This is a genomic window from Clostridium algidicarnis DSM 15099 (genome assembly GCF_002934235.1).
GTDB lineage: Bacteria > Bacillota > Clostridia > Clostridiales > Clostridiaceae > Clostridium_L > Clostridium_L algidicarnis.
In genome coordinates this window covers 1-21,908 of sequence record NZ_PTIS01000028.1, presented here as the reverse complement: position 1 = coordinate 21,908, position 21,908 = coordinate 1, and the positions used below count along the sequence as shown (strand labels likewise).

25 protein-coding genes and 2 pseudogenes are annotated in these 21,908 nt (G+C 38.7%); 21 read left to right on the top strand and 6 right to left on the bottom strand.

All coding sequences use genetic code 11. The features are described 5' to 3' along the window. Positions 1-269: 269 nt before the first annotated feature. The 6 genes from BD821_RS13040 to BD821_RS13015 all read left to right on the top strand — a co-directional run bounded on the left by BD821_RS13040 (position 270) and on the right by BD821_RS13015 (position 5,079). The gene (locus BD821_RS13040; RefSeq protein WP_479723210.1) at positions 270-635 is read left to right on the top strand and encodes a hypothetical protein; all 366 of its coding nucleotides are present in this window, start codon (positions 270-272) and stop codon (positions 633-635) included. Between the two features lie 12 nt (positions 636-647). Then, positions 648-845: a hypothetical protein gene (locus BD821_RS13035; protein ID WP_018659533.1), complete on the top strand. Its 198-nt coding sequence runs from the start codon at positions 648-650 to the stop codon at positions 843-845. Beyond that, entirely contained in the window at positions 838-1,422 is a 585-nt protein-coding gene (locus BD821_RS13030) for a hypothetical protein (RefSeq protein ID WP_104410848.1), read from the top strand. The genes BD821_RS13035 and BD821_RS13030 overlap by 8 nt, the downstream gene beginning before the upstream one ends. Continuing rightward, positions 1,422-3,887: a glycosyl hydrolase family 18 protein gene (locus BD821_RS13025; RefSeq protein WP_104410847.1), complete on the top strand. Its 2,466-nt coding sequence runs from the start codon at positions 1,422-1,424 to the stop codon at positions 3,885-3,887. Before BD821_RS13030 ends, BD821_RS13025 begins: the two co-directional genes overlap by 1 nt. A gap of 77 nt (positions 3,888-3,964) precedes the next feature. After that, entirely contained in the window at positions 3,965-4,372 is a 408-nt protein-coding gene (locus BD821_RS13020; RefSeq protein WP_104410846.1) for a phage holin family protein, read from the top strand. After that, positions 4,372-5,079: an N-acetylmuramoyl-L-alanine amidase gene (locus BD821_RS13015; RefSeq protein WP_104410845.1), complete on the top strand. Its 708-nt coding sequence runs from the start codon at positions 4,372-4,374 to the stop codon at positions 5,077-5,079. Before BD821_RS13020 ends, BD821_RS13015 begins: the two co-directional genes overlap by 1 nt. Before the next feature lie 87 nt (positions 5,080-5,166). On the opposite strand, the gene BD821_RS13010 is transcribed toward BD821_RS13015, so the two are convergent. From BD821_RS13010 to BD821_RS13000, 3 genes are read right to left on the bottom strand one after another with little or no spacing between them, the layout of a single operon-like run. Continuing rightward, positions 5,167-5,883 (bottom strand): permease, encoded by a 717-nt coding sequence (locus BD821_RS13010; RefSeq protein WP_104410844.1) that lies wholly within the window; start codon positions 5,881-5,883, stop codon positions 5,167-5,169. Then, a complete protein-coding gene (locus BD821_RS13005) occupies positions 5,880-6,362 on the bottom strand; it encodes a permease (protein ID WP_104410843.1) in 483 nt (160 codons plus the stop codon). Before BD821_RS13005 ends, BD821_RS13010 begins: the two co-directional genes overlap by 4 nt. Before the next feature lie 16 nt (positions 6,363-6,378). Continuing rightward, positions 6,379-6,693 (bottom strand): cupin domain-containing protein, encoded by a 315-nt coding sequence (locus BD821_RS13000; protein ID WP_058258301.1) that lies wholly within the window; start codon positions 6,691-6,693, stop codon positions 6,379-6,381. Between the two features lie 121 nt (positions 6,694-6,814). On the opposite strand from BD821_RS13000, the gene BD821_RS12995 reads away from it, so the two are divergent. From BD821_RS12995 to BD821_RS12920, 14 genes are all read left to right on the top strand, one after another. Further along, positions 6,815-7,453 (top strand): Crp/Fnr family transcriptional regulator, encoded by a 639-nt coding sequence (locus tag BD821_RS12995; protein ID WP_058258300.1) that lies wholly within the window; start codon positions 6,815-6,817, stop codon positions 7,451-7,453. Positions 7,454-7,632: 179 nt separating this feature from the next. Continuing rightward, positions 7,633-7,878, top strand: a complete 246-nt coding sequence (locus tag BD821_RS12990) for an SHOCT domain-containing protein (RefSeq protein WP_104410842.1) — start codon at positions 7,633-7,635, stop codon at positions 7,876-7,878. After that, positions 7,875-8,234, top strand: coding sequence for a phage holin family protein (locus BD821_RS12985; RefSeq protein ID WP_242971519.1), 360 nt, complete (start codon positions 7,875-7,877; stop codon positions 8,232-8,234). The genes BD821_RS12990 and BD821_RS12985 overlap by 4 nt, the downstream gene beginning before the upstream one ends. Before the next feature lie 2 nt (positions 8,235-8,236). Beyond that, positions 8,237-9,175: a GH25 family lysozyme gene (locus BD821_RS12980; protein WP_104410841.1), complete on the top strand. Its 939-nt coding sequence runs from the start codon at positions 8,237-8,239 to the stop codon at positions 9,173-9,175. Positions 9,176-9,678: 503 nt separating this feature from the next. After that, positions 9,679-9,825 (top strand): hypothetical protein, encoded by a 147-nt coding sequence (locus BD821_RS13905; RefSeq protein ID WP_341456789.1) that lies wholly within the window; start codon positions 9,679-9,681, stop codon positions 9,823-9,825. After that, on the top strand, positions 9,818-10,954 hold the full coding sequence (locus tag BD821_RS12965) for a DUF2800 domain-containing protein (RefSeq protein ID WP_104410839.1): 1,137 nt from the start codon (positions 9,818-9,820) through the stop codon (positions 10,952-10,954). The genes BD821_RS13905 and BD821_RS12965 overlap by 8 nt, the downstream gene beginning before the upstream one ends. A gap of 5 nt (positions 10,955-10,959) precedes the next feature. Continuing rightward, entirely contained in the window at positions 10,960-11,511 is a 552-nt protein-coding gene (locus BD821_RS12960; RefSeq protein WP_104410838.1) for a DUF2815 family protein, read from the top strand. A 72-nt stretch (positions 11,512-11,583) separates the two neighbouring features. Beyond that, positions 11,584-13,524: a DNA polymerase gene (locus BD821_RS12955; RefSeq protein WP_104410837.1), complete on the top strand. Its 1,941-nt coding sequence runs from the start codon at positions 11,584-11,586 to the stop codon at positions 13,522-13,524. 55 nt (positions 13,525-13,579) lie between these two features. After that, positions 13,580-13,795 carry an SHOCT domain-containing protein gene (locus tag BD821_RS12950; protein ID WP_104410836.1) on the top strand — a complete coding sequence of 72 codons (216 nt, stop codon included), beginning with the start codon at positions 13,580-13,582 and terminating at the stop codon, positions 13,793-13,795. A 61-nt stretch (positions 13,796-13,856) separates the two neighbouring features. Beyond that, complete coding sequence (locus tag BD821_RS12945; RefSeq protein ID WP_104410835.1) at positions 13,857-15,419, top strand: recombinase family protein; 1,563 nt, start codon at positions 13,857-13,859, stop codon at positions 15,417-15,419. After that, the gene (locus BD821_RS12940) at positions 15,420-15,836 is read left to right on the top strand and encodes a recombinase (RefSeq protein ID WP_104410834.1); all 417 of its coding nucleotides are present in this window, start codon (positions 15,420-15,422) and stop codon (positions 15,834-15,836) included. A 1-nt stretch (position 15,837) separates the two neighbouring features. Beyond that, a complete protein-coding gene (locus BD821_RS12935; protein ID WP_404814275.1) occupies positions 15,838-17,400 on the top strand; it encodes a recombinase family protein in 1,563 nt (520 codons plus the stop codon). 402 nt (positions 17,401-17,802) lie between these two features. Continuing rightward, the gene (locus BD821_RS12925; protein ID WP_104410833.1) at positions 17,803-18,153 is read left to right on the top strand and encodes a hypothetical protein; all 351 of its coding nucleotides are present in this window, start codon (positions 17,803-17,805) and stop codon (positions 18,151-18,153) included. Between the two features lie 44 nt (positions 18,154-18,197). Next, a complete protein-coding gene (locus BD821_RS12920) occupies positions 18,198-18,725 on the top strand; it encodes an HdeD family acid-resistance protein (protein WP_104410832.1) in 528 nt (175 codons plus the stop codon). A 94-nt stretch (positions 18,726-18,819) separates the two neighbouring features. On the opposite strand, the pseudogene BD821_RS12915 reads toward BD821_RS12920, so the two are convergent. From BD821_RS12915 to BD821_RS12900, 3 genes and pseudogenes are all read right to left on the bottom strand, one after another. Beyond that, positions 18,820-19,290 (bottom strand): annotated as a pseudogene (locus BD821_RS12915) (transposase); the annotation flags it as partial. Positions 19,291-19,373: 83 nt separating this feature from the next. Beyond that, positions 19,374-20,039: pseudogene (locus BD821_RS12910) on the bottom strand (IS30 family transposase); the annotation flags it as partial. Positions 20,040-20,460: 421 nt separating this feature from the next. Further along, positions 20,461-20,910, bottom strand: a complete 450-nt coding sequence (locus tag BD821_RS12900) for an Hsp20/alpha crystallin family protein (protein WP_058621533.1) — start codon at positions 20,908-20,910, stop codon at positions 20,461-20,463. A gap of 641 nt (positions 20,911-21,551) precedes the next feature. Between BD821_RS12900 and BD821_RS12895 the strand changes: the two genes are divergently transcribed. Beyond that, positions 21,552-21,827, top strand: coding sequence for an Hsp20 family protein (locus BD821_RS12895; RefSeq protein ID WP_104410830.1), 276 nt, complete (start codon positions 21,552-21,554; stop codon positions 21,825-21,827). Positions 21,828-21,908: the final 81 nt, after the last annotated feature.

Genomic DNA, 21,908 nt, shown 5'->3' with positions numbered 1-21,908 from the left:
CATAGTAGATTTTGATACGCCATATTCACCTTCTAATTCAGTGAGGGATTTATTTCCCATATTGTACAAGTCTACAATCTGTTTTTTAAATTCTTCTGTGTATCTTTTTTGTGGCATTGTTGAACATCTCCTTCTTATTAATTATATTTTACTTTGTTCAACTTTTCGTGTCCACAATTATATACTAGCACCAAGAACCATGGAATACAGTATTAGAACTATCTACTACCCTTAAAAATCTGGGTAGTTCTGCAAGCCAGTGGGATAACGTGGCAGATTCTCTTGAAGGCACAAGTATGGTTACAAACAATGATATTCGTGAAATGGTGCCTTTTAATTTGCTGCGAAATTCTCGTGGTGATGATGGCATGGCTTACTGGGTTAACTCAGGCTTTGAAGTAGATGGTGATAACGGTGTGAGCGGTACTGCATCGTTTAAAGCAATGGGTGTAGCCAATATGACAAAGAGCATGGCTCAGACCATCTATCCAGCGAATCGTTCTAGCTACACGCTCTCGGCACAAATCGCATCTGAAAACCTTGAAAAGCTGAGTAGCAACTCACAGGTTGGCATTGAAGTGGTTATTGAATATGAAGATGGAACGACAGAAGCAAGGTTTATTGATTTGTATTAAGGAGGTGGATTGGTGGCCTATTTTTCAAGAACATCAGAAAAGATACTCCCAGAAAGCTACTCTTCTAAAGTAAAATCCATTACCATCCGTGTCTGTGTCACAAATTGCACAGGCACTTTTTATATTACGGATCTCTTTTTACAAGCAGGGTCAGTAGTCACGGGATGGGTAGGTCATCCCTGTGAAATAAGGTGGACGTTAGATGGCTAAGGTTAAATTTATAAGGTTAGCAGAAGTCATAAATAAAAAACAAAATAAGCGTGTCATGAGTGTAAGCATAAAACCTACCCTCTATGATTGCACTGGCATGATTTGGTTTACGGACATCCAGTTACAAGAAGGACCTGTTCTAAATGGTTATGCGCCTCATACAGAAAGTAGGTTAGAAAAACTAAAAGTAGATGGCAGTATCAAGAATCCTGTTTGGTTTAACGGTGTGGTCCGTTCAGAGGAAACCATTATTTTATTTAATGTTGGTGAAACCTCTGCAGGACTTGATATTCATATCTATCCAAAGATTTCTATGTCGTCAGGAACGGTGAAACTAAGCCAAGGTATAGGAGGGCAACAGGTCTCCTTCCCTGGAACCATTGGAAAAGATGTTGATTTGGCGCTCCTAGCTTCTACACGAGCATGTACCAAAAACGGAGCAAGCGAACCCAAAGAGGGATTCTATCAATACAGTGCTGCCTGGGACTCAAAGCACAAAGTGACCCTTGAAAAAGGGAAATCTGCAAGGGTGCTGTTTACCATGCAGGAAATGCAAGACGGAGGTGAACCATTCTAATGGAACGACTAAAAGGCAAGAAAATCATGGTGTGGACTTTTATGGGAAATGCACGGATGTATGAAGCTTTAGAGAAATATGGAGACCGGATTGATACCATCGGTCTTTTTTCTTTTAAGGTACGAGCTACGGGTGAAATTGTTGAGAGTGGTGTCACCATCAGCAGTATGCTCCCCTACATTAACCGTTATCGTCACATCAAATGGCTACTTACCATTGCCAATGATGGCGCAAATAGTATTTTTAGAGCATTGAGAGATAACACGAATGGTGCTCAGGAACTATTTCTATCCGAGCTTATTCGTATTATGAGAAAGTATCCTTGGTGCGATGGTATTGATATTGACCTAGAAAGAGGCGATGACTATTCCACTCATGCTGAGTCAACGACCATGTTCAAAAATATTTACAACTTTATTAAAGCCTATGATTCAAACAAACTGATGAACATCTGCCTTCCCGGTATGACCAGCGTGAATGGTTCAGTAGGCGGTGAGAATTGGTGCGTTTATGGTGACCTAGACCCTTATTGCGATACCGCATCAATTATGAGTTATGGTATGGCTTGGTCAGGTTCTGCACCGGGACCTGTATCTCCAAGGAGCTGGCTTGAAGGGATTTATGATTATGCCGTTACAGTGATGAATCCCGATAAGATTTTCTTTGGGATGCCTGCTTACGGCTGGAACTGGCAAATCTATGATACACCAGAAAACCTAGGAAAAGCCTATAGGGGAACGTCTCACACCTACTATGCTGCAAAATACTGGATGACAGGTGCCTATAATTTCACAGACGATGCTCCTCCTCAACCGTTTATTCCCATCGTGGCTTATTGGGATGATGATAATAAAGTGCCTTGGGCATTGCCTCATGTGTACGACTATATGGAAGGAAAAGATGCCACAAGCTATAGCTACCCGCTCTTATCAGAAACTTACAATGGCAGGCAGTATGTGACGGCTTATGGCAAACAACAAAAGACAGCCTTTGGTACTGTTTATGTGGATCATGATGCCATGCCAGATAACTATTCCGGTGTTGTTTCTGTTTCTAATAGCGTCACAACACTGTGGGATGAAGGTGCGGCAACCTATCATTTTACGCTTGCTCAGGCAGGTACTTATGATGTAGCAGTAAAGCTAGGCTTTCCCTTTTGGGATAAGAATAGTATTCATATCTCCCTTGATGGAAATGAAGTAGATTTTTCTGAAAACAGACTGTGGTGGCCTTATTGGAGAACGACTTTCTGGGCGGTGCTGAAAAAAGGAGTGAGCCTTTCTCAAGGAACACATACCATCACCATTTCGCTTGGGGCAAAGGGTGCACAGTTTTATGGATTTAGAGTCTGTTCTTCATTTTCTGAGGAGCCAACAGTTGGTGAAGCAGAATATACCCTTGCTCCTAGACATTTCAAAGATGTAAATGGTGATATGGTAGGGCCTGCAACTGGTTTTAAGTTGACGCTTGAGATGCTTAGAAGAAAAGCAGATTCTGCCCTTGTGTGGTATGAGGATTTTAGAGATGATAACCCTCTCCCCCAAAGCTACTGGACAACTTTATCGGGTGAATGGAGTGTTTGGCAAGATACAAGCAGTTCGATGAATAGACCCTATTCCCAACTGGAGGGTAAGGGTCAGTTAGCATGGAACTACAACAATTTTTCAGATATACATTTAAGGGCGCAGATTATTTTTCCTGAGACCTTTAGTGGCAAGGCAGGTGTTTTTATTGGAACGATTTATTGTTGCTTTAATTATGATAACCAGCGTATTGAACTGTATGAAAGTTCTACTTTAAAAGGTAGTTATGCCACCAGCTTTTCAAAAACATCGGCCGCAAACATTCGATCGAATCCAAGCTTTTACACTCTAGAAATTCGAAAGCGCGGCAATCAAGTGCGGGTCTATTCCTCTGCATCCAATTCACTGCGCTTTACAGCCACTTGCTCGGATGTGACAGGGTATGCAGGTATTCGTTCGGATAATAAAGTCCATTGCCAGTTGCTTCGCTTAGGCGATGCTTGGACCTATGAGCCTTATGAACGCTTTGACGTGCTTATGCCAGATGGAACATTTAAAACTTATGGTCGGTTATCAAGAAGTAACTGTTCTTGGGATGATGAGTTTCAAGTGTTTACTTTAACAGCAGACCTTGAAGAATCAGCCACAAGGAGTGAAAGTATCTCCCTTGATTATGACTTTTTTCATTCGGATATGATGCCGTCCATCCAGTGCGGAAAGGACTACAGTGTCACCATCATTCCAAGGGATATTAACATCTGGATATCTCGTATTTTCTTAGGTGATGGTGACGGATTTTCCATTCTTTATTATCAGGATGTGGATAGCCTTGTGTACTGGGCAAATGAAGCAGCTTATCGGTGGAGGCTTAGAGGGCTTGCCATCTGGTCTTTAGGTCAAGAAGATATAAGACTGTGGGAGGCTCTTCCCAAACAAATATAATAAAAATTTAGGAGTACTTGCTAACAATGCAGGTGCTCCTTTTTTATATAAAAAATTATTTTAAGGAGGTACTTATAATGAAGGAAATTTGGAACTGGCTACAATTTGCCCTTGCTGCCTTCGGTGGTTTTCTGGGTTGGTTTTTAGGAGGCTTTGATGGGTTTTTATATGCTTTAGTTGCTTTAATGGTGGCGGACTATATCACTGGTGTTATGTGTGCCATCGTGGATAAAAGCTTATCTAGTGAAGTTGGCTTTAGAGGCATTTTTAAGAAGGTGCTTATTTTTATCTTAGTCGGTATTGGCCATATCATAGACGCTCATCTTATTGGCGATGGCAGTGTCTTAAGAACTGCTATTATCTTTTTCTACTGCTCTAATGAGGGAGTTTCTATGCTTGAAAATGCTGCAAGATTAGGACTTCCCATCCCTGAAAAATTAAAAGATATCTTAGCACAATTGCATAATAAAGGAGGAAATGAGTAATGAAATTAAGAAAACTAATCTTTGTAAATAATGAATGCTATAAGGCGGGAAAAACAATCACTCCAAAAGGAATTATGGTTCACTCTACAGGTGCCAATAATCCTAATATTAAAAGGTATGTTGGTCCAGATGATGGCTTTTTAGGAAAGAACCAATATAATAACCACTGGAATCAGTCACGCCCAGATGGTAGGCAGGTTTGTGTCCATGGTTTTATTGGAAAACTTGCTGATGGCTCTATTGCAACTTATCAAACTCTGCCTTGGAATCATAGAGGCTGGCATGCTGGTGGCAAGGCAAATGATACTCACATTGGCTTTGAAATCTGCGAGGATAACCTAAAGGATGCTTCTTATTTCAATAAGGTTTATAAAGAAGCTGTGGAGCTATGTGTGCATCTTTGTAAGTTATATAAGCTTACTGAAAAGAATATCATTGGCCACTATGAAGGATATAAACTTGGTATTGCAAGTAATCATGGTGATCCTAGTAATTGGTTTCCAAAGCATGGTAAGTCCATGGATACCTTTAGGGCAGATGTAAAGAAACTATTAGTTGAGGAAAGTAAGCCTGCTACTAGTACCCCTGCTACAAAGAAACTCTATAGAGTCCAAATAGGGGCCTATTCCATTAAAGCTAATGCTGAAACTCAACTAGCAAAAGCTAAAAAAGCTGGCTTCACTGATGCCTTTATAAAATATGATTAATATTTATTTACTACACAATGATAAAGGCCATGCTGTCTAGATTAAAATCTAGGCATGGTCTTTATTCATGGTTTTAATTTGATGGATCTATAAATCACTTTCAATTGCCTTAACTGGGCAAACCTTTACTGCTTCATTAAGTTTTTCCTTATTTACTGTATCTTCATCATAATCCTTAACAAAAGCTTTTTTCCCATCCATTTTAAATACTTCAGGGTAAGTTTTAACACATAAGCTACATCCAATACAAGCCTTTTTATTAATTTCTATACCAACTTTTACTTCTTCCTTATTCGGAATATCTTCATCTTTTATTATTTTATCAGCAATCCAAGAAAATATGATTATAGCTAAAACAGTTAGAACCCAACGTATGATCATAAACTTAGGACCTAGGAATTTTGCCTCGTTTAAAAGCATTGGTATCTTAATTACAGCCCAAGAGCTTAAAATAACTACAATATTTCTTATAGAAGCTCCTTTTTTATGAAGCATTATTGACATTGGGAAGGCAGCATAAATAGGACCTGCTGAAATGCTACCAATTATAAATGATAAGACTAACCCTTTTCCCTTTGCTTCCTTTCCTAAAAGTTGCATTATCTTATCCTTAGGAACCCATAAATCTAAAAGGGCTGTTAAAACAAAAATTACAGGCATTATTATTAACATTTCTTTTATATAATAAGCACTATTTTTGACTGACTCAAAGGCCATTGTTGGCCTAAAAATACTTATTAAAAGGTATACAAGAAGAACTAGTATAAAAAATAAATTATCTTTTGCTTTTTTAATTATGTTCATATAATTACCCCCATTACAAGTGCAATAACTATTGCAAAAACAAAGCTAAAGCCGTTACGAACTAAGGTGAATTTAGTACCAAACTCCTTTTTTTCCAGTGGAAATGTAACAAGTCCAACCATGGTAAGAGTAGTCAAGAAAGCTACTGAAGGGACAGTACCTACTCCTGCATCTACTAAAGTTCCTATCAAAGGAAAGGCTATAAATGCTGGAACGAGGGTAATTGTTCCAAGTAAAGCCGAACCAACAGTTGCCAGAAAAAGAGACTGCTTGCTTACAAAGCTTGCAATTTCTGTAGGGGGTAAAAATGTTAGGATTAGACCTATTGCTAAAATAATAGAAAAAATGCTTATGGCCATACCTTTTCCCATATTAAGCGCCATTTTTAAAGCCTTTTTCGTTTTAGCACCATCCTTTTTAAAGGATATGAAAAGAAAAACAAGAGTAATTAACCATAAAATAATTGTAAATATATCCACTTTTATCGCCCTCCTTTTAAGCTTTTGGTGCTGGTGCTTTTACAACAATGATTTCTAGTGTTTCTTTATGAAGATTTTTTACATTCATTTTTGTCCCCTCTGGAATCTTTAATAAGGTATTGTAGCTGTATTCATGAGCTTCTTGTTCATCTAAAGCTATAGATAGAACTCCTCTTATAACAGTCATATAGACATTGGAGTTTGAATAATGCTCTGGTAAACCTTCATTCTCATTAAAAACCATGTGTAGATAATGTATATTTTCATCGAATATAACTTTTTCTACTGCTTTTTCATTGCCTTTTGATAAATTAAATGTTTTTTCTATCATTCTAAATCTCTCCTTTATTATTTTAAAATTAAATTTTATATTTCAATCTTACCATCATAAAACTAAATACAATAGACACCTATGTTTCTTTTTGTTATAATTAAAATAAAAAGGGGAACTTATGATTAATATATTAAAGAATATATCACTCTTTAGAAATGTGGATACTTTGCTTTTAAAAAATGTAATTGGAACCTATAATCTTCAAAATAGAATTTATAATAAGGGTAAAACTGTTCATGACCAAAACGAAGTTTGTTCTGGAATAGATGTAATTCTATCAGGCAAGCTTGTTGCTTACTCTTTAACTAGTCATGGTTCAGAAACAACTGTATTTGAATTTACTAGTGGTGGTGTAGTAGGGGCTAATCTTTTGTTTGGTGATAATAACAAATATCCTTTAAATATTTATAGTATAGAGGAAACTAGTCTGATATATATCCCCAAATCTGCTGTAGACACATTGTTGAAAGATCAGCTTTTTGCAATAGAGTTTATAAAAATTTTATCTTCTAACTCACAAGGTCTTAATAGAAAAATTGCAATATACACCCAAAAATCTTTAAGAGAAAATCTCACAAACTACCTGTCTGCTCAAGCCAATATTCAAAATTCTAAAACAATCTATCTTCCCATAAGTAAAAAACAACTTGCAGACCATCTTGGTGTTCAAAGGCCTTCTTTATTTCGTGAATTAAAAAACATGAAGGATGAAGGACTGATTGAAATTAATAACAGAATAATTACTTTACTGATTTAGTAAACATCTAATATTCTCCACCCTTTACTAGTGATTAATGCCTTTATAAAATATGATTAACGTATAAAAGCCTGTGGGAAAACTCCTGCAGGCATTTTTTTATGCCTTTTTTTAGATATGTTTTCTCAAACCTCAATTTATAGCCCTTCCTGTGGCTATTAAGTAGGAGGTAATGCCATATGAAAGAAATAGAAAATAAAAAGACAAGTAAAATATCCAATGCAATTTTAGAAGAGGAAAATTTATCTACAAGAATATCTGATGATCAGCTGCAAGGAGAATTTAACTATTCACAGGCTGAAAAAATCTTTAAAAAGATGCTTAATATGGGGCTAATAGACGAGGTGGAATTTAACAAAATTACTGAACTAAATCGTGAAATTTTCTCACCTATTTTAGTGAAGATAATGCCATGTAATCGTTGATATATAAGGATTTTAGAGGAGCAGACGGATTTTTATATGCGCTACTAGTCTTTGTAGTCATCGACTATCTAACAGGTGTCTTATGTGCAATCGCTGATAAGACCCTATCAAGTGAAGTGGGATTTATCGGAATCAGCCGTAAAGTGCTGATTTTTGTTTTAGTGGGTGTAGCCAATATTTTAGACGTTTATGTAATTGGTGATGGGAGCGTACTAAGAACAGCGATTGTTTTCTTCTATCTATCAAATGAGGGAATTTCGCTGTTAGAAAATTCAGCTCACCTTGGACTACCTATCCCAGAAAAACTAAAAGATGTATTAGAACAGCTTCATAACAAGAGCGACAAGGAGGAATAATCATGAAAACTAAAGGAATTGATATCAGTACGTGGCAAAAACCAAGTCAGATAAACTATGACCAACTTGCAAAAGAGGTTGATTTTGTCATTCTACGTGCAGGATACACCGGTCACGGTACAGGAGTGAGTTTACACAAAGATAATGCCTTTGAACAACACTACAAAGCCTTTCACGAGAGAGGTATTTCTATCGGTGTTTACTGGTACAGCTGTGCGAATACTAATGCCAAAGGCGTAGCAGAAGCGAAGAAATGCCTAGAAATTATCAAAGGCAAGACCATCTCCTACCCTGTATTTATTGATACAGAGGATAATTATCACCAGCGACCAAGTGGCAAGAAAGCCATTACCGATGCTTTGGTAGGCTTTTGTGAAACCGTAGAAAATGCTGGCTACTATTCCGGTATCTATGCGTCAAGTTCTTGGTTTCAAGATTTGACAGAACTGGATCGTCTAGCACCTTATGATTTCTGGGTCGCTCAGTGGTCGAGTAAAGAACCGACACTTCGTCATGGTATCTGGCAGTACACAAGCAAAGGTAAATTGAATGGTTATTCAGGCAATTTGGATATGAACTATGCCTATAAAGATTACAAAACGATTATCCAAAGTGTAGGGCTAAATCATCTTGGTAAAGAAGAAAATATACCTGCTCCTACAGAAAAGAAATCGGTTGAGACGCTGGCCAAGGAAGTCATTCAAGGGTTGTGGGGTAATGGTGAAGAACGAAAGAAACGCTTAACGGATGCAGGCTATGATTATGTGGCAGTGCAATCAAAGGTCAATGAAATGCTATCTAGTAAAAAGTCTATTGATGCCATCGCAAAGGAAGTCATTCGTGGCGATTGGGGTAACGGACAAGATCGAAAAAACAAACTTACAAATGCCGGTTATGACTACATTTCGGTACAAAAAAGGGTCAATGAACTCTTGAAATAAGAACTAGTAAGATTGCCTTTCAAGGAGTATTTCTCTTTGGTAGGCATTCTTTTTTTCTAAACCGTCAGATTCTATTACCTCCCGTGGCTACTAGGTAGAGGGCAACAAATAAATCGCCCTTTGGAAAGAGGTGATGGATATGAAACACAATCTCAAAATTAGTGTTTCTAAGAAACCACAGACAGGCGGACTTGTTACCTACCGTAATGTGTCCGTAAGGGAACGAATTCTTCGCTTTCTTTTAGGGAGTAAACAGAGTGTAACGATTGTGATCCCTGGAGATAGCATCGAGGAACTATCTATCTGTGAAATGACGAAAGGAGGAACTGACCTTGAGCAAAATAAAATTACTGCTTGAAGTGGTCAATGATATGCGAAGTCTTGCTGACAGCATACAGGCAGTTTGCGATGTAATGACAGAAGGAGATCCTGCTCCAAGTGCAAAAGCTGCCACTGAATAAGAACCAGCAAACGATCCGGATATCCCACTGGAAAAAGTGCGTATGGTACTTGCTGAAAAGAGCCAGATTGGGTTTACTGCCGAAGTGCGAGGACTCATTCAAAAGTATGGTGCAGACAAGTTAAGTGCGGTTGACAAGGCTTACTACGCTGACATCTTGAAAGATGCGGAGGAGCTTGGAAATGGGTAATCATGCAATATTATCTGCATCCTCATCCCACAGGTGGCTCAACTGCCTACCCTCTGCAAGACTTGAACTGGAGTTTGAAGACCAAAGTGGTGAGGCAGCAAAAGAAGGCACAGCGGCTCATGACCTGTGTGAACACAAACTAAAAAAGGCACTTCATATGAGAAGTCAGCGACCTATCTCTGAGTATAACTCTGATGAGATGGAGGAATGTACAGATGCTTACGTTGACTTCGTTATGGAGCAGGTGGAACTTGCAAGAAAGTCTTGCACAGATCCTATCGTTCTTATTGAACAACATCTTGACTTCTCTTGTTATGTTCCAGATGGTTTTGGGACAGGAGACTGTGTAATCATTTCAGATGACAGACTTCACATCGTAGACTTTAAATATGGACTGGGTGTGCTAGTTGATGCAGTGGACAATCCACAGATGAAGCTCTATGCCCTAGGAGCACTTGGAATCTATGATCACCTGTACGACATTAAAGAAGTGTCCATGACGATCTTTCAGCCTAGAAGAGAAAATGTCAGCACCTGGACAATACCGGTGGAAGAACTAAAGGGCTGGGCGGAAGAGGAACTAAAGCCCAGAGCTGACAAAGCCTTCAACGGTGAGGGTGAATACATCCCCGGTCCATGGTGTACCTTCTGTAAAGCGGCAAACAGATGTCGGGCCAGAGCCGAAGAAAAGCTAAAACTTGCAGAGAAAGAATTCAAGATGCCACCTCTGCTGACGGATGCTGAGATAGAAGAAATCTTACTTATTCTTCCCGACCTTACCAAGTGGGCGAATGAAATAACAGCCTATGCCACTGATGCAGCAGTCAATCACGGTAAAGAGTGGAACGGTTTTAAAGTTGTGGAAGGTCGCTCGGTTCGCAAGTACAAAGATGAAGGAGCCATTGCAGAAAAAGCCGTGGCAGGTGGATATAAGGACATTTACAGAAAGAGCCTTATTCCGCTGACAGAGATGCAAAAACTGATGGGTAAATCCAAATTTGAGGAACTCCTCGGTGACCTCATTTACAAACCACCGGGTAAGCCGACTCTTGTTCCAAACTCAGATAAAAGACCGGCAATGAACGTAGCAGATGCTAAAAACGAATTTAACGAAATTATGGAGGATTAAATATTATGGCAAATATGCAAAACAAGACAAAAGTTATCACAGGTGTAAACTCAAGATTTTCTTACTTCCACGGTTGGGAGCCTATATCCATTAATGGTGGTGCGGAAAAGTACAGCGTATCCGTCCTTATTCCAAAGGATGACAAGGAAACCATTAATGCTATCCATGCAGCAGTTGATGCTGCCATAGAGGAAGGTATCGCAAAGTTTGGAGGTAAGAAACCTAATAAAGCTGCTATTAAACTACCACTGCGTGATGGAGATGTAGAGCGTGATGATGAGGCTTATAAAGGCCATTACTTCATCAATGCAAATAGCAAGACAGCGCCACAGATTGTAGATAAAAGTGTTAAGCCGATTATGGATCGCAGTGAGGTGTACAGCGGTTGTTATGGAAGGGTTTCACTTAACTTCTATGCCTTCAACTCAAATGGTAATAAAGGTGTAGCTTGTGGCCTTGGTAACATTCAAAAAATTAGAGACGGAGAACCTCTAGGTGGTAAGACTTCTGCAGTAGATGATTTTACGACTCTTGTAGATGATGACTTCCTTGCCTAATAAAAACAATAAACTTGACGGTGGTGGAGGACTTCCCTCTGCCACCTTTTTCATTTAGGAAAGGTGGTAGCTATGAAAAACTTAGAAATTGATATCGAAACCTATTCATCTACCAATCTACAAAAGAGTGGTGTTTATCGTTACGTAGAAGCAGATGATTTTGAGGTGATGCTGTTTGGTTATGCGATTGACGGTGGTGAAGTTAAGGTCATCGATTTGAAGAATGGAGAAAGGATTCCAAAAGAAATCCTAGATGCCTTAACCGATGAAAGCATTACGAAGTGGGCATTTAATGCTCAGTTTGAGCGAGTATGCCTTTCACGTTATTTAAGCTACCCTACTGGGACTTATCTAAATCCTTTCTCATGGAAATGTTCCATGGTTTGGTCTGCCTATATGGGTTTACCACTTTCTTTAGAAGGTGTAGGTGCAGTGCTAGGGCTTGAAAAACAAAAGCTGACAGAGGGTAAAGACCTGATCCGTTACTTTTGTGTTCCCTGTACTCCAACAAAAACAAATGGCGGTAGAACTCGTAATTTGCCAACCGATGAAAGAGATAAATGGCAGCAGTTTAAAGCATATAACAAGCGTGATGTGGAGGCAGAAATACAGATACAACAAAGATTGATCAAGTTTCCAGTACCAGAGGACATCTGGGATGAGTATCATCTCGACCAAGAAATCAACGATCGAGGCATAAAGGTGGATATGGATTTTGTTAAACAGGCCATCGCCATGGATGATATATCTCATGAAAAACTACTAACTGCCATGCAGCAGATAACAAATCTCGATAACCCAAACTCTGTACAACAGATGAAAAGCTGGCTTTGTGAAAATGGTCTAGAGATGGAGACTCTCGGTAAAAAAGCTGTCGCTGAGAAACTTAAGGAAACCGATGGTGAACTAAATGAAGTTCTTTCACTTCGTCAGCAACTGGCAAAATCCTCAGTAAAGAAATATACAGCAATGGAAAATGCGGTCTGTAGTGATTCTCGTGCCAGAGGTATGTTTCAGTTTTATGGAGCAAACAGAACCGGACGCTTTGCCGGAAGGCTTGTGCAATTACAAAACCTCCCTCAAAATCATATGCCAGATTTAAAAGAGGCGAGAAATATTGTCAGAAATGGTGATGTTGAAACACTGGAACTGCTCTATGAAGATATACCGGATACTCTCTCACAACTGATTCGTACAGCCTTTGTACCTAGAGTGGGTCATAAGTTTATTGTGGCTGACTTCTCAGCCATTGAGGCCCGTGTGCTTTCATGGCTTGCAGGCGAAACATGGCGAACAAATGTATTTGCTAGTGGTGGCGATATCTACTGTGCATCTGCCTCCCAGATGTTCAGTGTTCCCGTTGAAAAGCATGGTGTGAACGGTCACTTGAGACAGAAGGGTAAAATTGCTGAATTGGCACTTGGATATGGTGGTTCTGTTGGCGCGCTAAAAGCCATGGGTGCATTAGAGATGGGGCTTGAAGAGGAAGAATTAAAACCGCTTGTGAATGCCTGGAGAATGTCTAATCCCAACATCACACAGTTCTGGTGGGATGTAGATCGGGCGGCTAAACAATGCGTGAAGGAAAACAAATCACAAGAAACCCATGGCATCGAGTTTCATTGTTTTAGTGGCATGCTTTTTATCGTTCTTCCCTCTGGCAGAAGGCTTGCCTATGTAAAACCTCGAATTGGTGAGAATCAGTTTGGTGGTGAGTCTGTTACCTATGAAGGAGTAGGTGGAACAAAGAAATGGGAGCGTCTTGAAAGTTACGGTCCTAAGTTTGTAGAGAATATTGTTCAAGCCATCTCCCGTGATATTTTAATGTATTCAATGAAGATGCTTAGTACTTATCGTATTGTGGCTCATGTCCATGATGAAGTAATTATTGAAGCGAATCCTCAAATAGCGGTTACTGAAGTATGTAAACAGATGAGTCAAGTGCCACCTTGGGCAAAAGGGCTGCTTCTTGACGCCGATGGCTATGAATGTGACTTTTATCAAAAAGATTAAAGAAATCATCAGATTTCACCTCCTGTCGTGGCTACTAGGTAGGAGGTGTTTTTCTATGAATATTTTTGAAGTAAAAGATGGTTGTCCATTAAAGGGCAAAACCGAGCAGATGACAGAGGAAGAACTGCAAAAGGAATATGACTTTCATATAGCCGAGAGTATTGTCGCAAACCTATATAAAGAAGGCAAAATTACAGCGGATGAACTACACAAAATATCAGCCTTGAACAGGCAGAAATTCTCTCCTCGTTTAGCCGAGATTATGTCCTAAAAAGCTTGCTATTAATAACTTTTAGAGTGATGTATGTAATGGGCGAAAGCGAGGTGAGATGATGAAAAAGATAACAAAAATAGATGAACTGCCCCAAGGACAACTACCTAATACGAAACTTAGGGTTGCCGCCTATGCTAGAGTCTCAACCGATAGTGATGAACAACTTGAAAGCCTTAAAGCACAGCGTGAACACTATGAGCGCTATATTAAGTCTAATCCTGAATGGGAGTTTGCTGGTCTTTATTATGACGAAGGGATCTCCGGCACCAAGATGGAGAAACGGACTGAACTGCTCCGCATGATACGAGATTGTAAGCAAGGTCGGATAGATTTTATTATCACCAAATCAATCAGCCGCTTTGCTCGTAATACAGTAGATTGCCTAGAGTTAGTAAGAAAGCTGATTGATATCGGTGTTTACATTTATTTTGAAAAAGAGAATCTAAATACGGGTGATATGGAAAGTGAGCTGATGCTTTCTATTCTTTCAGGATTTGCCGCAGAAGAGTCTGCATCTATTTCACAAAACTCAACATGGTCCATTCAAAAGAGATTTCAAAACGGTAGTTATGTAGGTACTCCACCCTATGGATATACCAATATAGATGGTGAAATGGTAATCGTCCCAGAAGAAGCAGAAATCATAAAACGTATTTTTGCAGAGTGCCTTTCAGGAAAAGGTGGAGGTACTATAGCAAGAGGTTTGAACAAAGACAAAATCCCTGCAAGACGAGGTAATCACTGGAGTGCAGGCACGGTGATAGACATGCTTCGAAACGAAAAATATATGGGAGATGTCCTATTACAAAAAACCTACACTGATAGCAACTATAATCGCCATCCAAACACAGGAGAAAAAGACCAGTACTATTACAAGGACAATCATGAACCTATTATTAGCAGAGAAGATTTTGCTAAGGTGCAAGACATCATTGATGAGAGAGCTAAGACGAGAAGTAAAGGTATGAAAAAGAACGTTTATCTTAACCGATATGCTCTAAGTGGCAAAATCATCTGTGGTGAATGTGGTCGCAATTTTAGGAGAAAGACAAACTACTCAGTTGGTAGGAGTTACATTGCTTGGAGTTGCATCGGTCATATCGAAGACAAAGAGAGCTGCTCCATGTTGTTCTTGCGAGATGGGGAAATCAAAGCCACATTTACCACCATGATGAATAAGCTTGCTTTCAGTAACAAACTAATCCTAGAGCCACTCTTCAAATCAATTAGCCAAATCGATGAAGAAAGCGACCGTGAAAGAATGGACGCTATTGATAAGCGAATGGAGCAACTCGTGGAAGAACGCAATACCCTTATTACACTGATGGCCAAAGGTTTCCTGGAGCCTGCTCTTTTTAATCAGGAACGGAATGTTTTAGATAGTGAGATAAAAAATCTTTCAACTGAAAAAACAAACCTGGTAACGAACTCTACGAGTGGTGTTCTGCGAGCAAATGAGATTAAGGACCTCATTGATTACGTGTCAGCTGATAACTTTAAGGGTGACTACACGGAAGAATTATTTGAAGAATTTGTAGAGAACATCATTGTAAATTCCAGGGATGAGCTGACACTCAATTTGAAATGCGGTCTTTCCCTGAAAGAAAAGGTGGTGAGATAAATGGCATATATTCCATATGGATACAAAATTCAAGATGGAGTGGTTACTGTCGATGAAAAGGCAGCAAGTCAAGTAAAGGTATTCTTTGAGAAATACATATCAGGACTATCCCTTACAGTGGCTGGCGAACAGGCAGGTATTGATAAGACACACTCTGTGATGGGTCGCATTTTGAAAAACGTCAACTACCTTGGAAATGATACGTATCCAGCAATTATTGATAAAGAGATATTTGATAAAGCTGAAGAAGTTAGAGATAAGCGTGCAAAGGATTTAGGACGAGTGGTAGAGCTTGCCGCTTTCACCTCTTCCCCTCCCAAAGAACGATTTAAAATGAGAAAGGCAGATAATAAGATGCCAGTTGATCCTTTTGAACGAGCAGAATACTTATATAGTCTGATAGAAAGCGAGGAATAAAGTGACAGAGAAAAATATAATGGTTATTCCTGCTCGTAAAAGAGTAGGAAGTACAGCCGCAAAAGAACAGATAAAGAAACTTCGTGTTGCTGCCTATTGCCGTGTTTCTACAGAAACGGAAGAACAAAATTCTAGTTATGAGGTTCAGGTCGCACACTATACAGAGTTTATAAAGAAGAATACTGAATGGGAGTTTGCCGGCATCTTTGCAGATGATGGTATCTCCGGGACGAACACCAAAAAGCGTGACGAATTTAATCGTATGATTGCAGAGTGTATGGATGGTAACATCGACATGGTTATTACTAAATCCATCAGCCGATTTGCACGTAACACTCTAGACTGCCTTCAATATATTAGACAGCTCAAGGATAAGAACATATCCGTCTACTTTGAAAAAGAGAATATCAACACCATGGATGCCAAAGGTGAGGTTTTGCTGACTATTATGGCATCTTTGGCACAACAGGAAAGCCAGAGCCTTTCACAAAACGTTAAACTTGGACTTCAATACCGATACCAACAAGGAAAGGTACAGGTCAACCATAAACGGTTTATGGGCTACACCAAAGACGAAGATGGAAATTTAATTATTGTCCCCGAAGAAGCTGAGGTTATCAAACGCATCTACCGAGAATACCTTGAAGGTCAGAGTCTAGTGGGCATTGGTCGAGGCCTTGAAAAGGATGGTATTTTAACAGCAGCAGGAAAACCAAGATGGCGACCGGAATCGGTTAAGAAGATCCTTCAAAACGAAAAATACATCGGAGATGCCCTTCTGCAAAAGACCGTCACAGTAGATTTTCTTACCAAGAAACGAGTGAAGAACGAAGGTCATCTTCCCCAGTATTATGTTGAAAATAGCCATGAGGCGATTATTCCTAAAGAGTTATTTTTACAGGCTCAGGAAGAACTTCATCGCAGGAATAATATTTACACAGGGGCAGATAAAAATAAAAGACTCTATAGCAGTAAATACGCTTTGAGTGCCGTAACCTTCTGCGGGGACTGTGGCGATATTTATAGGAGAACATATTGGAATATACGAGGTAGAAAAGAGTTTGTATGGCGATGCGTTACGAGAATCGAGCAAGGTCCTGAAACGTGCAAGAACCGGACGGTAAAAGAAAGAGATTTATATGATGCGGTTATGACTGCCATTAACAAACTCCTTGCCGGTGGTGATAACATGATAAGAACCTTGGAAGAAAACATCCACGCGATAATTGGCGACACCACAGAGTACAAAATTTCAGAGATAAACACCTTACTTGAAGAAAAGCAAAAAGAACTCATCAAGCTGGCTAATAAAGGTCAAGATTATGAACATCTAGCAGATGAGATTGATGAACTGCGAGATAAGCGACAGACCCTTTTAGTAGAAGATGCCTCCCTCAGTGGCGAGAACGAGCGAATCGATGAGTTGATTGAATTTATCCGCAAGAACAAATTCCGCACCTTAGAATATGACGATAAGCTTGTGAGGAAGATAATCCAGAACGTTACAGTTTATGAAGACCGCTTCATCATAGCCTTTAAATCTGGCATTGAAATGGAAATATGAAAAACAGATGTAACTAGCCCATGACTCTACAGTAGAGGTGTTGGTTTTATTTTGTCTATTTAACATAATAATATTTTAATAACTATTGTGTTTATCAACCAAATGGTTTATAATATTCTTAGCGTTAACTTGGAGGTGCTGTATGACTACGGCAAAAATGATTAAAGAACTGTGTGAGCAAATGAGTATAAGTGTCTCTGAACTTGCTAGACTTATTGGCCAGACTCCACATATTATATAACCAAAATATGTAGTTAATGAAATCTAGATGTCCCTATAAGTAAATTTGGCAGAAATTCAAATAGAAAGGAGATCTATTTTCTCATTCGTCTTTGATTTCAATAAGTTTACGACAAGCATACACTGTGTTAAAAGTAGAGTCATGAAAAGAGGTTGTACATTATGGATATTAATTCGTTATTTGACACTGGACACAAAATGGAGTTATTTACTAACGCTTGTTTCCAAACATTAGAGTATTACATAGACACTAATCTGAAAGTAACAGAGGAAAAAGTAAGTAATTCAGGAAAAGTTGATGTTTTAGAAATAGATATATATGCAAAAGTATTTGATAAAGCATCTGTAAATACTACTTTAATCGAATGTAAAAGAGGGTGCACCTTTAATGATTTATTTCTATTTGTAGGAGTTTCTAATTTAATTAATGCTAATAATAATATTATGGTTGCTTTAAGTAAACAATTAGAAGATATAAAAAGTCAAGCTAACAAATTAGGTGTTTATGTTTAGGTAAATAGTGAAGATGATTATAGAATTTAGAAAGGAGTCTTGTTTTGATTACGAAAAATGAGAATGGATTTGGTTGGGGGAGTCTGCTGTTGGCAGTGCTGTTCTTTATTGCCGGCTGGACCGCCCTCAACAATCCGCTGACCACTTTGATTGCTATGGGGCTTATGTTTGGGATGATTGCCATCGTACAGGGGGTTTCAGCCCTGATGTACTACTTTGAGCTGAAAAAGGTGCTGCCCGGTAATCCTTGGTACTTGATCCTGATTGGCGTATTGGACTTGCTGGTTGGCCTTTATCTGGTGTTCAATCCGGCTGTCAGTGTGACGTTCCTGCCGATGTTGTTTGTGATTTGGTTCCTCATCGACTCCATCATGAACATTTTCCTGGCCTTCCGCTTGAAGGATAGCCAGAGGAGCTGGTTCTGGGTGCGACTCACCTTGGGCATCCTGGGGGTCGTGATCGGGTTTGCCTTGGCGGGGAACTTGTTAGCCGCCATCATTTCCGTCACCTACTTGATCGCGTTCTACTTCTTCACCGGCGCCATCATCAAGCTGATTGACGCGTTTGTCTAGTTGGCTTCTTCGGCTCTTTGTCAAATAGGACTGATGGCTCAATTATGGTCCGTATCACAAGAAATAGCTTTTTCTTGTGATACGGACTTTTTTGTTATTTTATTTTGATTAACCCGTTCGTTAAGAAAATTCTGGTTCGCATATTGTCATAAGATCTGAAGCCATAAGAGACTCGTTTTAACGTTTTGATGTGGGTGTTTTTCGCTTCAATTTTTCCATTGGAATAAGGGTAAATAAGGCCATTCCGAATGCCTACTTCATGATTTTCTAGGTTTTGAATGGCATGCCGGAATTCGGGATTTATCTTGTCTGACATTGATCTAATGATATCGAAAAATAAATCAGCATCCTTCTCTCTAAAAGCGTTTGTGATGTCATGAAATACTTGATAGGCTTCTTTTAATGGTTCAGAATAGCTCAGAAGCCGATCAATGACCATGGCTTCTGTTAGATAAGGGTACTTTGGTGCTCGGAAGCTTCGCCATGTTTTATATTCCGAAATATCAATGTTTTGGCGATTTTTTATCAATCGTTTCCAATTACTTTTTATTTTTCTCCCTCGAGTAGCCTATTGACCGCCTCTTGAAATCAAACGCTTGGCTTCAAGGGCTCTGAAGCTATTAAATGCAGTATTAATATTATTATTTGTCAAATTAAGCGAGACAACTGCTCTTCATTTACATAACTCAAAAAGACTTCCAATGGTGTCTGGTAGTTCAGTGATTTTCTGGGTATATGATTTCTTTTTGAAGCCACAGAGGAGATGAAATCCTGATTGACTTGATTGAAATCCATTTCTTTCGGTAGGCCATCTTTTCGAAGGAGACCATTTGAGTGTTCGTTTAAACCTCGTTGTGATGGTGTTCCTGGGTCTGCGAAATAAATAGCTATATCATTCGTATTACTGATATTTTTCCAATTTGAGAACTCTTTACCACAATCGAAAGTAATCGATTTAAAGAGATTTTTAGGAACCGATTGAAACCAAGTATTCGTTGCTTTTTCAATATCGATTGCTTTACGACCTTCAGGTTTCAAAGCAATAATGACTTTTGAAAGGCGTTCAACGAGGGTGATGACGGCACTTTTATGATTGACACCGACAATCGTATCGCCTTCTAGATGCCCGAACTCTGTTTCAAAAGAAGCATAATCCGTTTCTCGCTCAGCGATATTTCGTTTGAATGCTTGTTTTCCACGACGTTCTTGATGACCGTTTGGTTTTCGTTTCCCTTGCATGGGTAACTTACTTTGATCAAACTCACCATTTTTAAAACGACGATATAAGGTACGGACAGAACATGAAAAGGAACGAATGAACGGCATAACCGTATGCTGCGAGAATTTATCCCAAAGGGAGTCACTTTGCGTCCACTGTCCTATTCTCATTTACTGGCAGTAACCAATACGATCAACGACAGACCGAGAAAAATAATGGATTATGCAACACCTGCAGAACGCCTTCAGGAAGAACTCGCAGTTTTACAAGCCGCTTAAGGTGTTTTCGTTGGTTCCCTATCCTCTTGGAGCAGAAACACCAACGATTCACCAGAAAAATGGTAAGGGATGAAAACACGCCCTACCGAGAATGGCTTCAAACCGTTGGTAACACTGGATTATTGAGTAATTCGCTGTCTATAAAGGTTTTTTTAATTTTTTATGCATTTGATATTGCAATTAAGTAGTATAAAAAATAAAGCACATGGGTGAATAACCCGATGTGCTTTATTTTGACTTATTCAACATCAATTGTAATGCTGTTGTTTGGCTTTTCTTCTTTAGGAACTACAACTTTAAGTAAACCATTTTCCAGTTTTGCTTTAATACCATCTGGCTTGGCATCTTCCAAATAAATTGAACGACTCATAGAACTATAACGTCTCTCTCTGTGGATGAAATTCTTTTTCTTTGATTCACTGTTTTCATCCCTAGTAATAGTAATCATAAGTTTTCCATCGTTAAGTTCAACATTGATGTCTTTTTTATCTATACCTGGTACTTCAGCCTCAATTAGGTATTCATTGCCATTATCTTCGACATCAACTTTGAAAGTGTCATGTGTGAGGGTTCTTTTAAAAGGCCAGTCATTGGAAAAATAATCATCAAGTACGTTGTAGAAGTCCTCAAAGCCAGTGTTTGTAGAGATTTCTTTGTTCTTTTTGTTAAAAGGTACTAATCCAGCCATAAATAACAACTCCTTTTCAATTTATTTTTTTGTTAGCGCTCTTCTATTGAGTGCTAACTATTATATAACACAGAATGTTCCGTTTGTCAATATATTTTTGAGAATTTTTTTATTTAAATTTGACTTTGATATTTTTCCATAAACGAGAGTCAATCTTGGATATGTTTCCATTTACGAGCGTGGATATGTTCCTAAGTTCGAGAGTAGGTAAAAATATAACTAAAACACCGTTTTGACAGCTATCAACACCTCTCGAGCCATGTTGAGGTGGTAGCGTTGATGTCAAGAGTAGATGAATAAGTGTAGTTAAAGCGTTGATGTAATAAGGTTTATAGGGTTTCGTCTTCGTTTATTTTATGTGAATAAACGGGCGGAATCATTTTTGTTGTTGGTGTTGGAAGTGCTGGAATTTGGGGTTGAGTTGATAGAATAGACTTTCAGTAGGGGAGTTGACAGAATGGATGACTTTCTATATAAAATGAATAATATATTTTTCATTTTATATAGAGCGATTTTTTTTAGTGAAAAAATAAAAAACTATTGACAGATTTTAAAAAGTGGTGTATATAATAATTAGAGTTAGCACTCAACGACAGAGAGTGATAACAATGAGAATGAAAATAAGTAAAGGAGTGGTTATTATGGCAGGATTAATTCCATTCAACAGAAAGCGTAATGATGTAGTGAATACTGGTTTTAAAGATTTTTCCAACATGATTGATGACTTTTTTACAGGTAGCTGGCCATTGCAAAGAAGTTTAGCGGCAGATACATTTAAGATTGACATTCAGGACAATGATACAGAGTACACAATTGAAGCAGAGCTTCCAGGAGTAAAGAAAGAAGATGTAGAGATTACGCTTAACGAAGGAAGACTCAACATTTCAGTGAAAAAAGAAGAAGTGGATGGGTTATAATTAGCTATACAATAAATATTCGGACATGATATAATATAAAAATAAATGAAAGTAAGAGGTATATATCATGGGAAGAAAAGG

What these genes read in the sequence shown, in the direction of transcription:
- BD821_RS13030 (WP_104410848.1), top strand. Translation starts at nt 838, where the DNA reads ATGGCTAAGGTTAAATTTATAAGGTTAGCAGAAGTCATAAATAAAAAA.
- BD821_RS13025 (WP_104410847.1), top strand. Translation starts at nt 1,422, where the DNA reads ATGGAACGACTAAAAGGCAAGAAAATCATGGTGTGGACTTTTATGGGA.
- BD821_RS13020 (WP_104410846.1), top strand. Translation starts at nt 3,965, where the DNA reads ATGAAGGAAATTTGGAACTGGCTACAATTTGCCCTTGCTGCCTTCGGT.
- BD821_RS13015 (WP_104410845.1), top strand. Translation starts at nt 4,372, where the DNA reads ATGAAATTAAGAAAACTAATCTTTGTAAATAATGAATGCTATAAGGCG.
- BD821_RS13010 (WP_104410844.1), bottom strand. Translation starts at nt 5,883, where the DNA reads ATGAACATAATTAAAAAAGCAAAAGATAATTTATTTTTTATACTAGTT.
- BD821_RS13000 (WP_058258301.1), bottom strand. Translation starts at nt 6,693, where the DNA reads ATGATAGAAAAAACATTTAATTTATCAAAAGGCAATGAAAAAGCAGTA.
- BD821_RS12995 (WP_058258300.1), top strand. Translation starts at nt 6,815, where the DNA reads ATGATTAATATATTAAAGAATATATCACTCTTTAGAAATGTGGATACT.
- BD821_RS12990 (WP_104410842.1), top strand. Translation starts at nt 7,633, where the DNA reads ATGAAAGAAATAGAAAATAAAAAGACAAGTAAAATATCCAATGCAATT.
- BD821_RS12980 (WP_104410841.1), top strand. Translation starts at nt 8,237, where the DNA reads ATGAAAACTAAAGGAATTGATATCAGTACGTGGCAAAAACCAAGTCAG.
- BD821_RS13905 (WP_341456789.1), top strand. Translation starts at nt 9,679, where the DNA reads ATGGTACTTGCTGAAAAGAGCCAGATTGGGTTTACTGCCGAAGTGCGA.
- BD821_RS12965 (WP_104410839.1), top strand. Translation starts at nt 9,818, where the DNA reads ATGGGTAATCATGCAATATTATCTGCATCCTCATCCCACAGGTGGCTC.
- BD821_RS12960 (WP_104410838.1), top strand. Translation starts at nt 10,960, where the DNA reads ATGGCAAATATGCAAAACAAGACAAAAGTTATCACAGGTGTAAACTCA.
- BD821_RS12955 (WP_104410837.1), top strand. Translation starts at nt 11,584, where the DNA reads ATGAAAAACTTAGAAATTGATATCGAAACCTATTCATCTACCAATCTA.
- BD821_RS12950 (WP_104410836.1), top strand. Translation starts at nt 13,580, where the DNA reads ATGAATATTTTTGAAGTAAAAGATGGTTGTCCATTAAAGGGCAAAACC.
- BD821_RS12945 (WP_104410835.1), top strand. Translation starts at nt 13,857, where the DNA reads ATGAAAAAGATAACAAAAATAGATGAACTGCCCCAAGGACAACTACCT.
- BD821_RS12940 (WP_104410834.1), top strand. Translation starts at nt 15,420, where the DNA reads ATGGCATATATTCCATATGGATACAAAATTCAAGATGGAGTGGTTACT.
- BD821_RS12925 (WP_104410833.1), top strand. Translation starts at nt 17,803, where the DNA reads ATGGATATTAATTCGTTATTTGACACTGGACACAAAATGGAGTTATTT.
- BD821_RS12900 (WP_058621533.1), bottom strand. Translation starts at nt 20,910, where the DNA reads ATGGCTGGATTAGTACCTTTTAACAAAAAGAACAAAGAAATCTCTACA.
- BD821_RS12895 (WP_104410830.1), top strand. Translation starts at nt 21,552, where the DNA reads ATGGCAGGATTAATTCCATTCAACAGAAAGCGTAATGATGTAGTGAAT.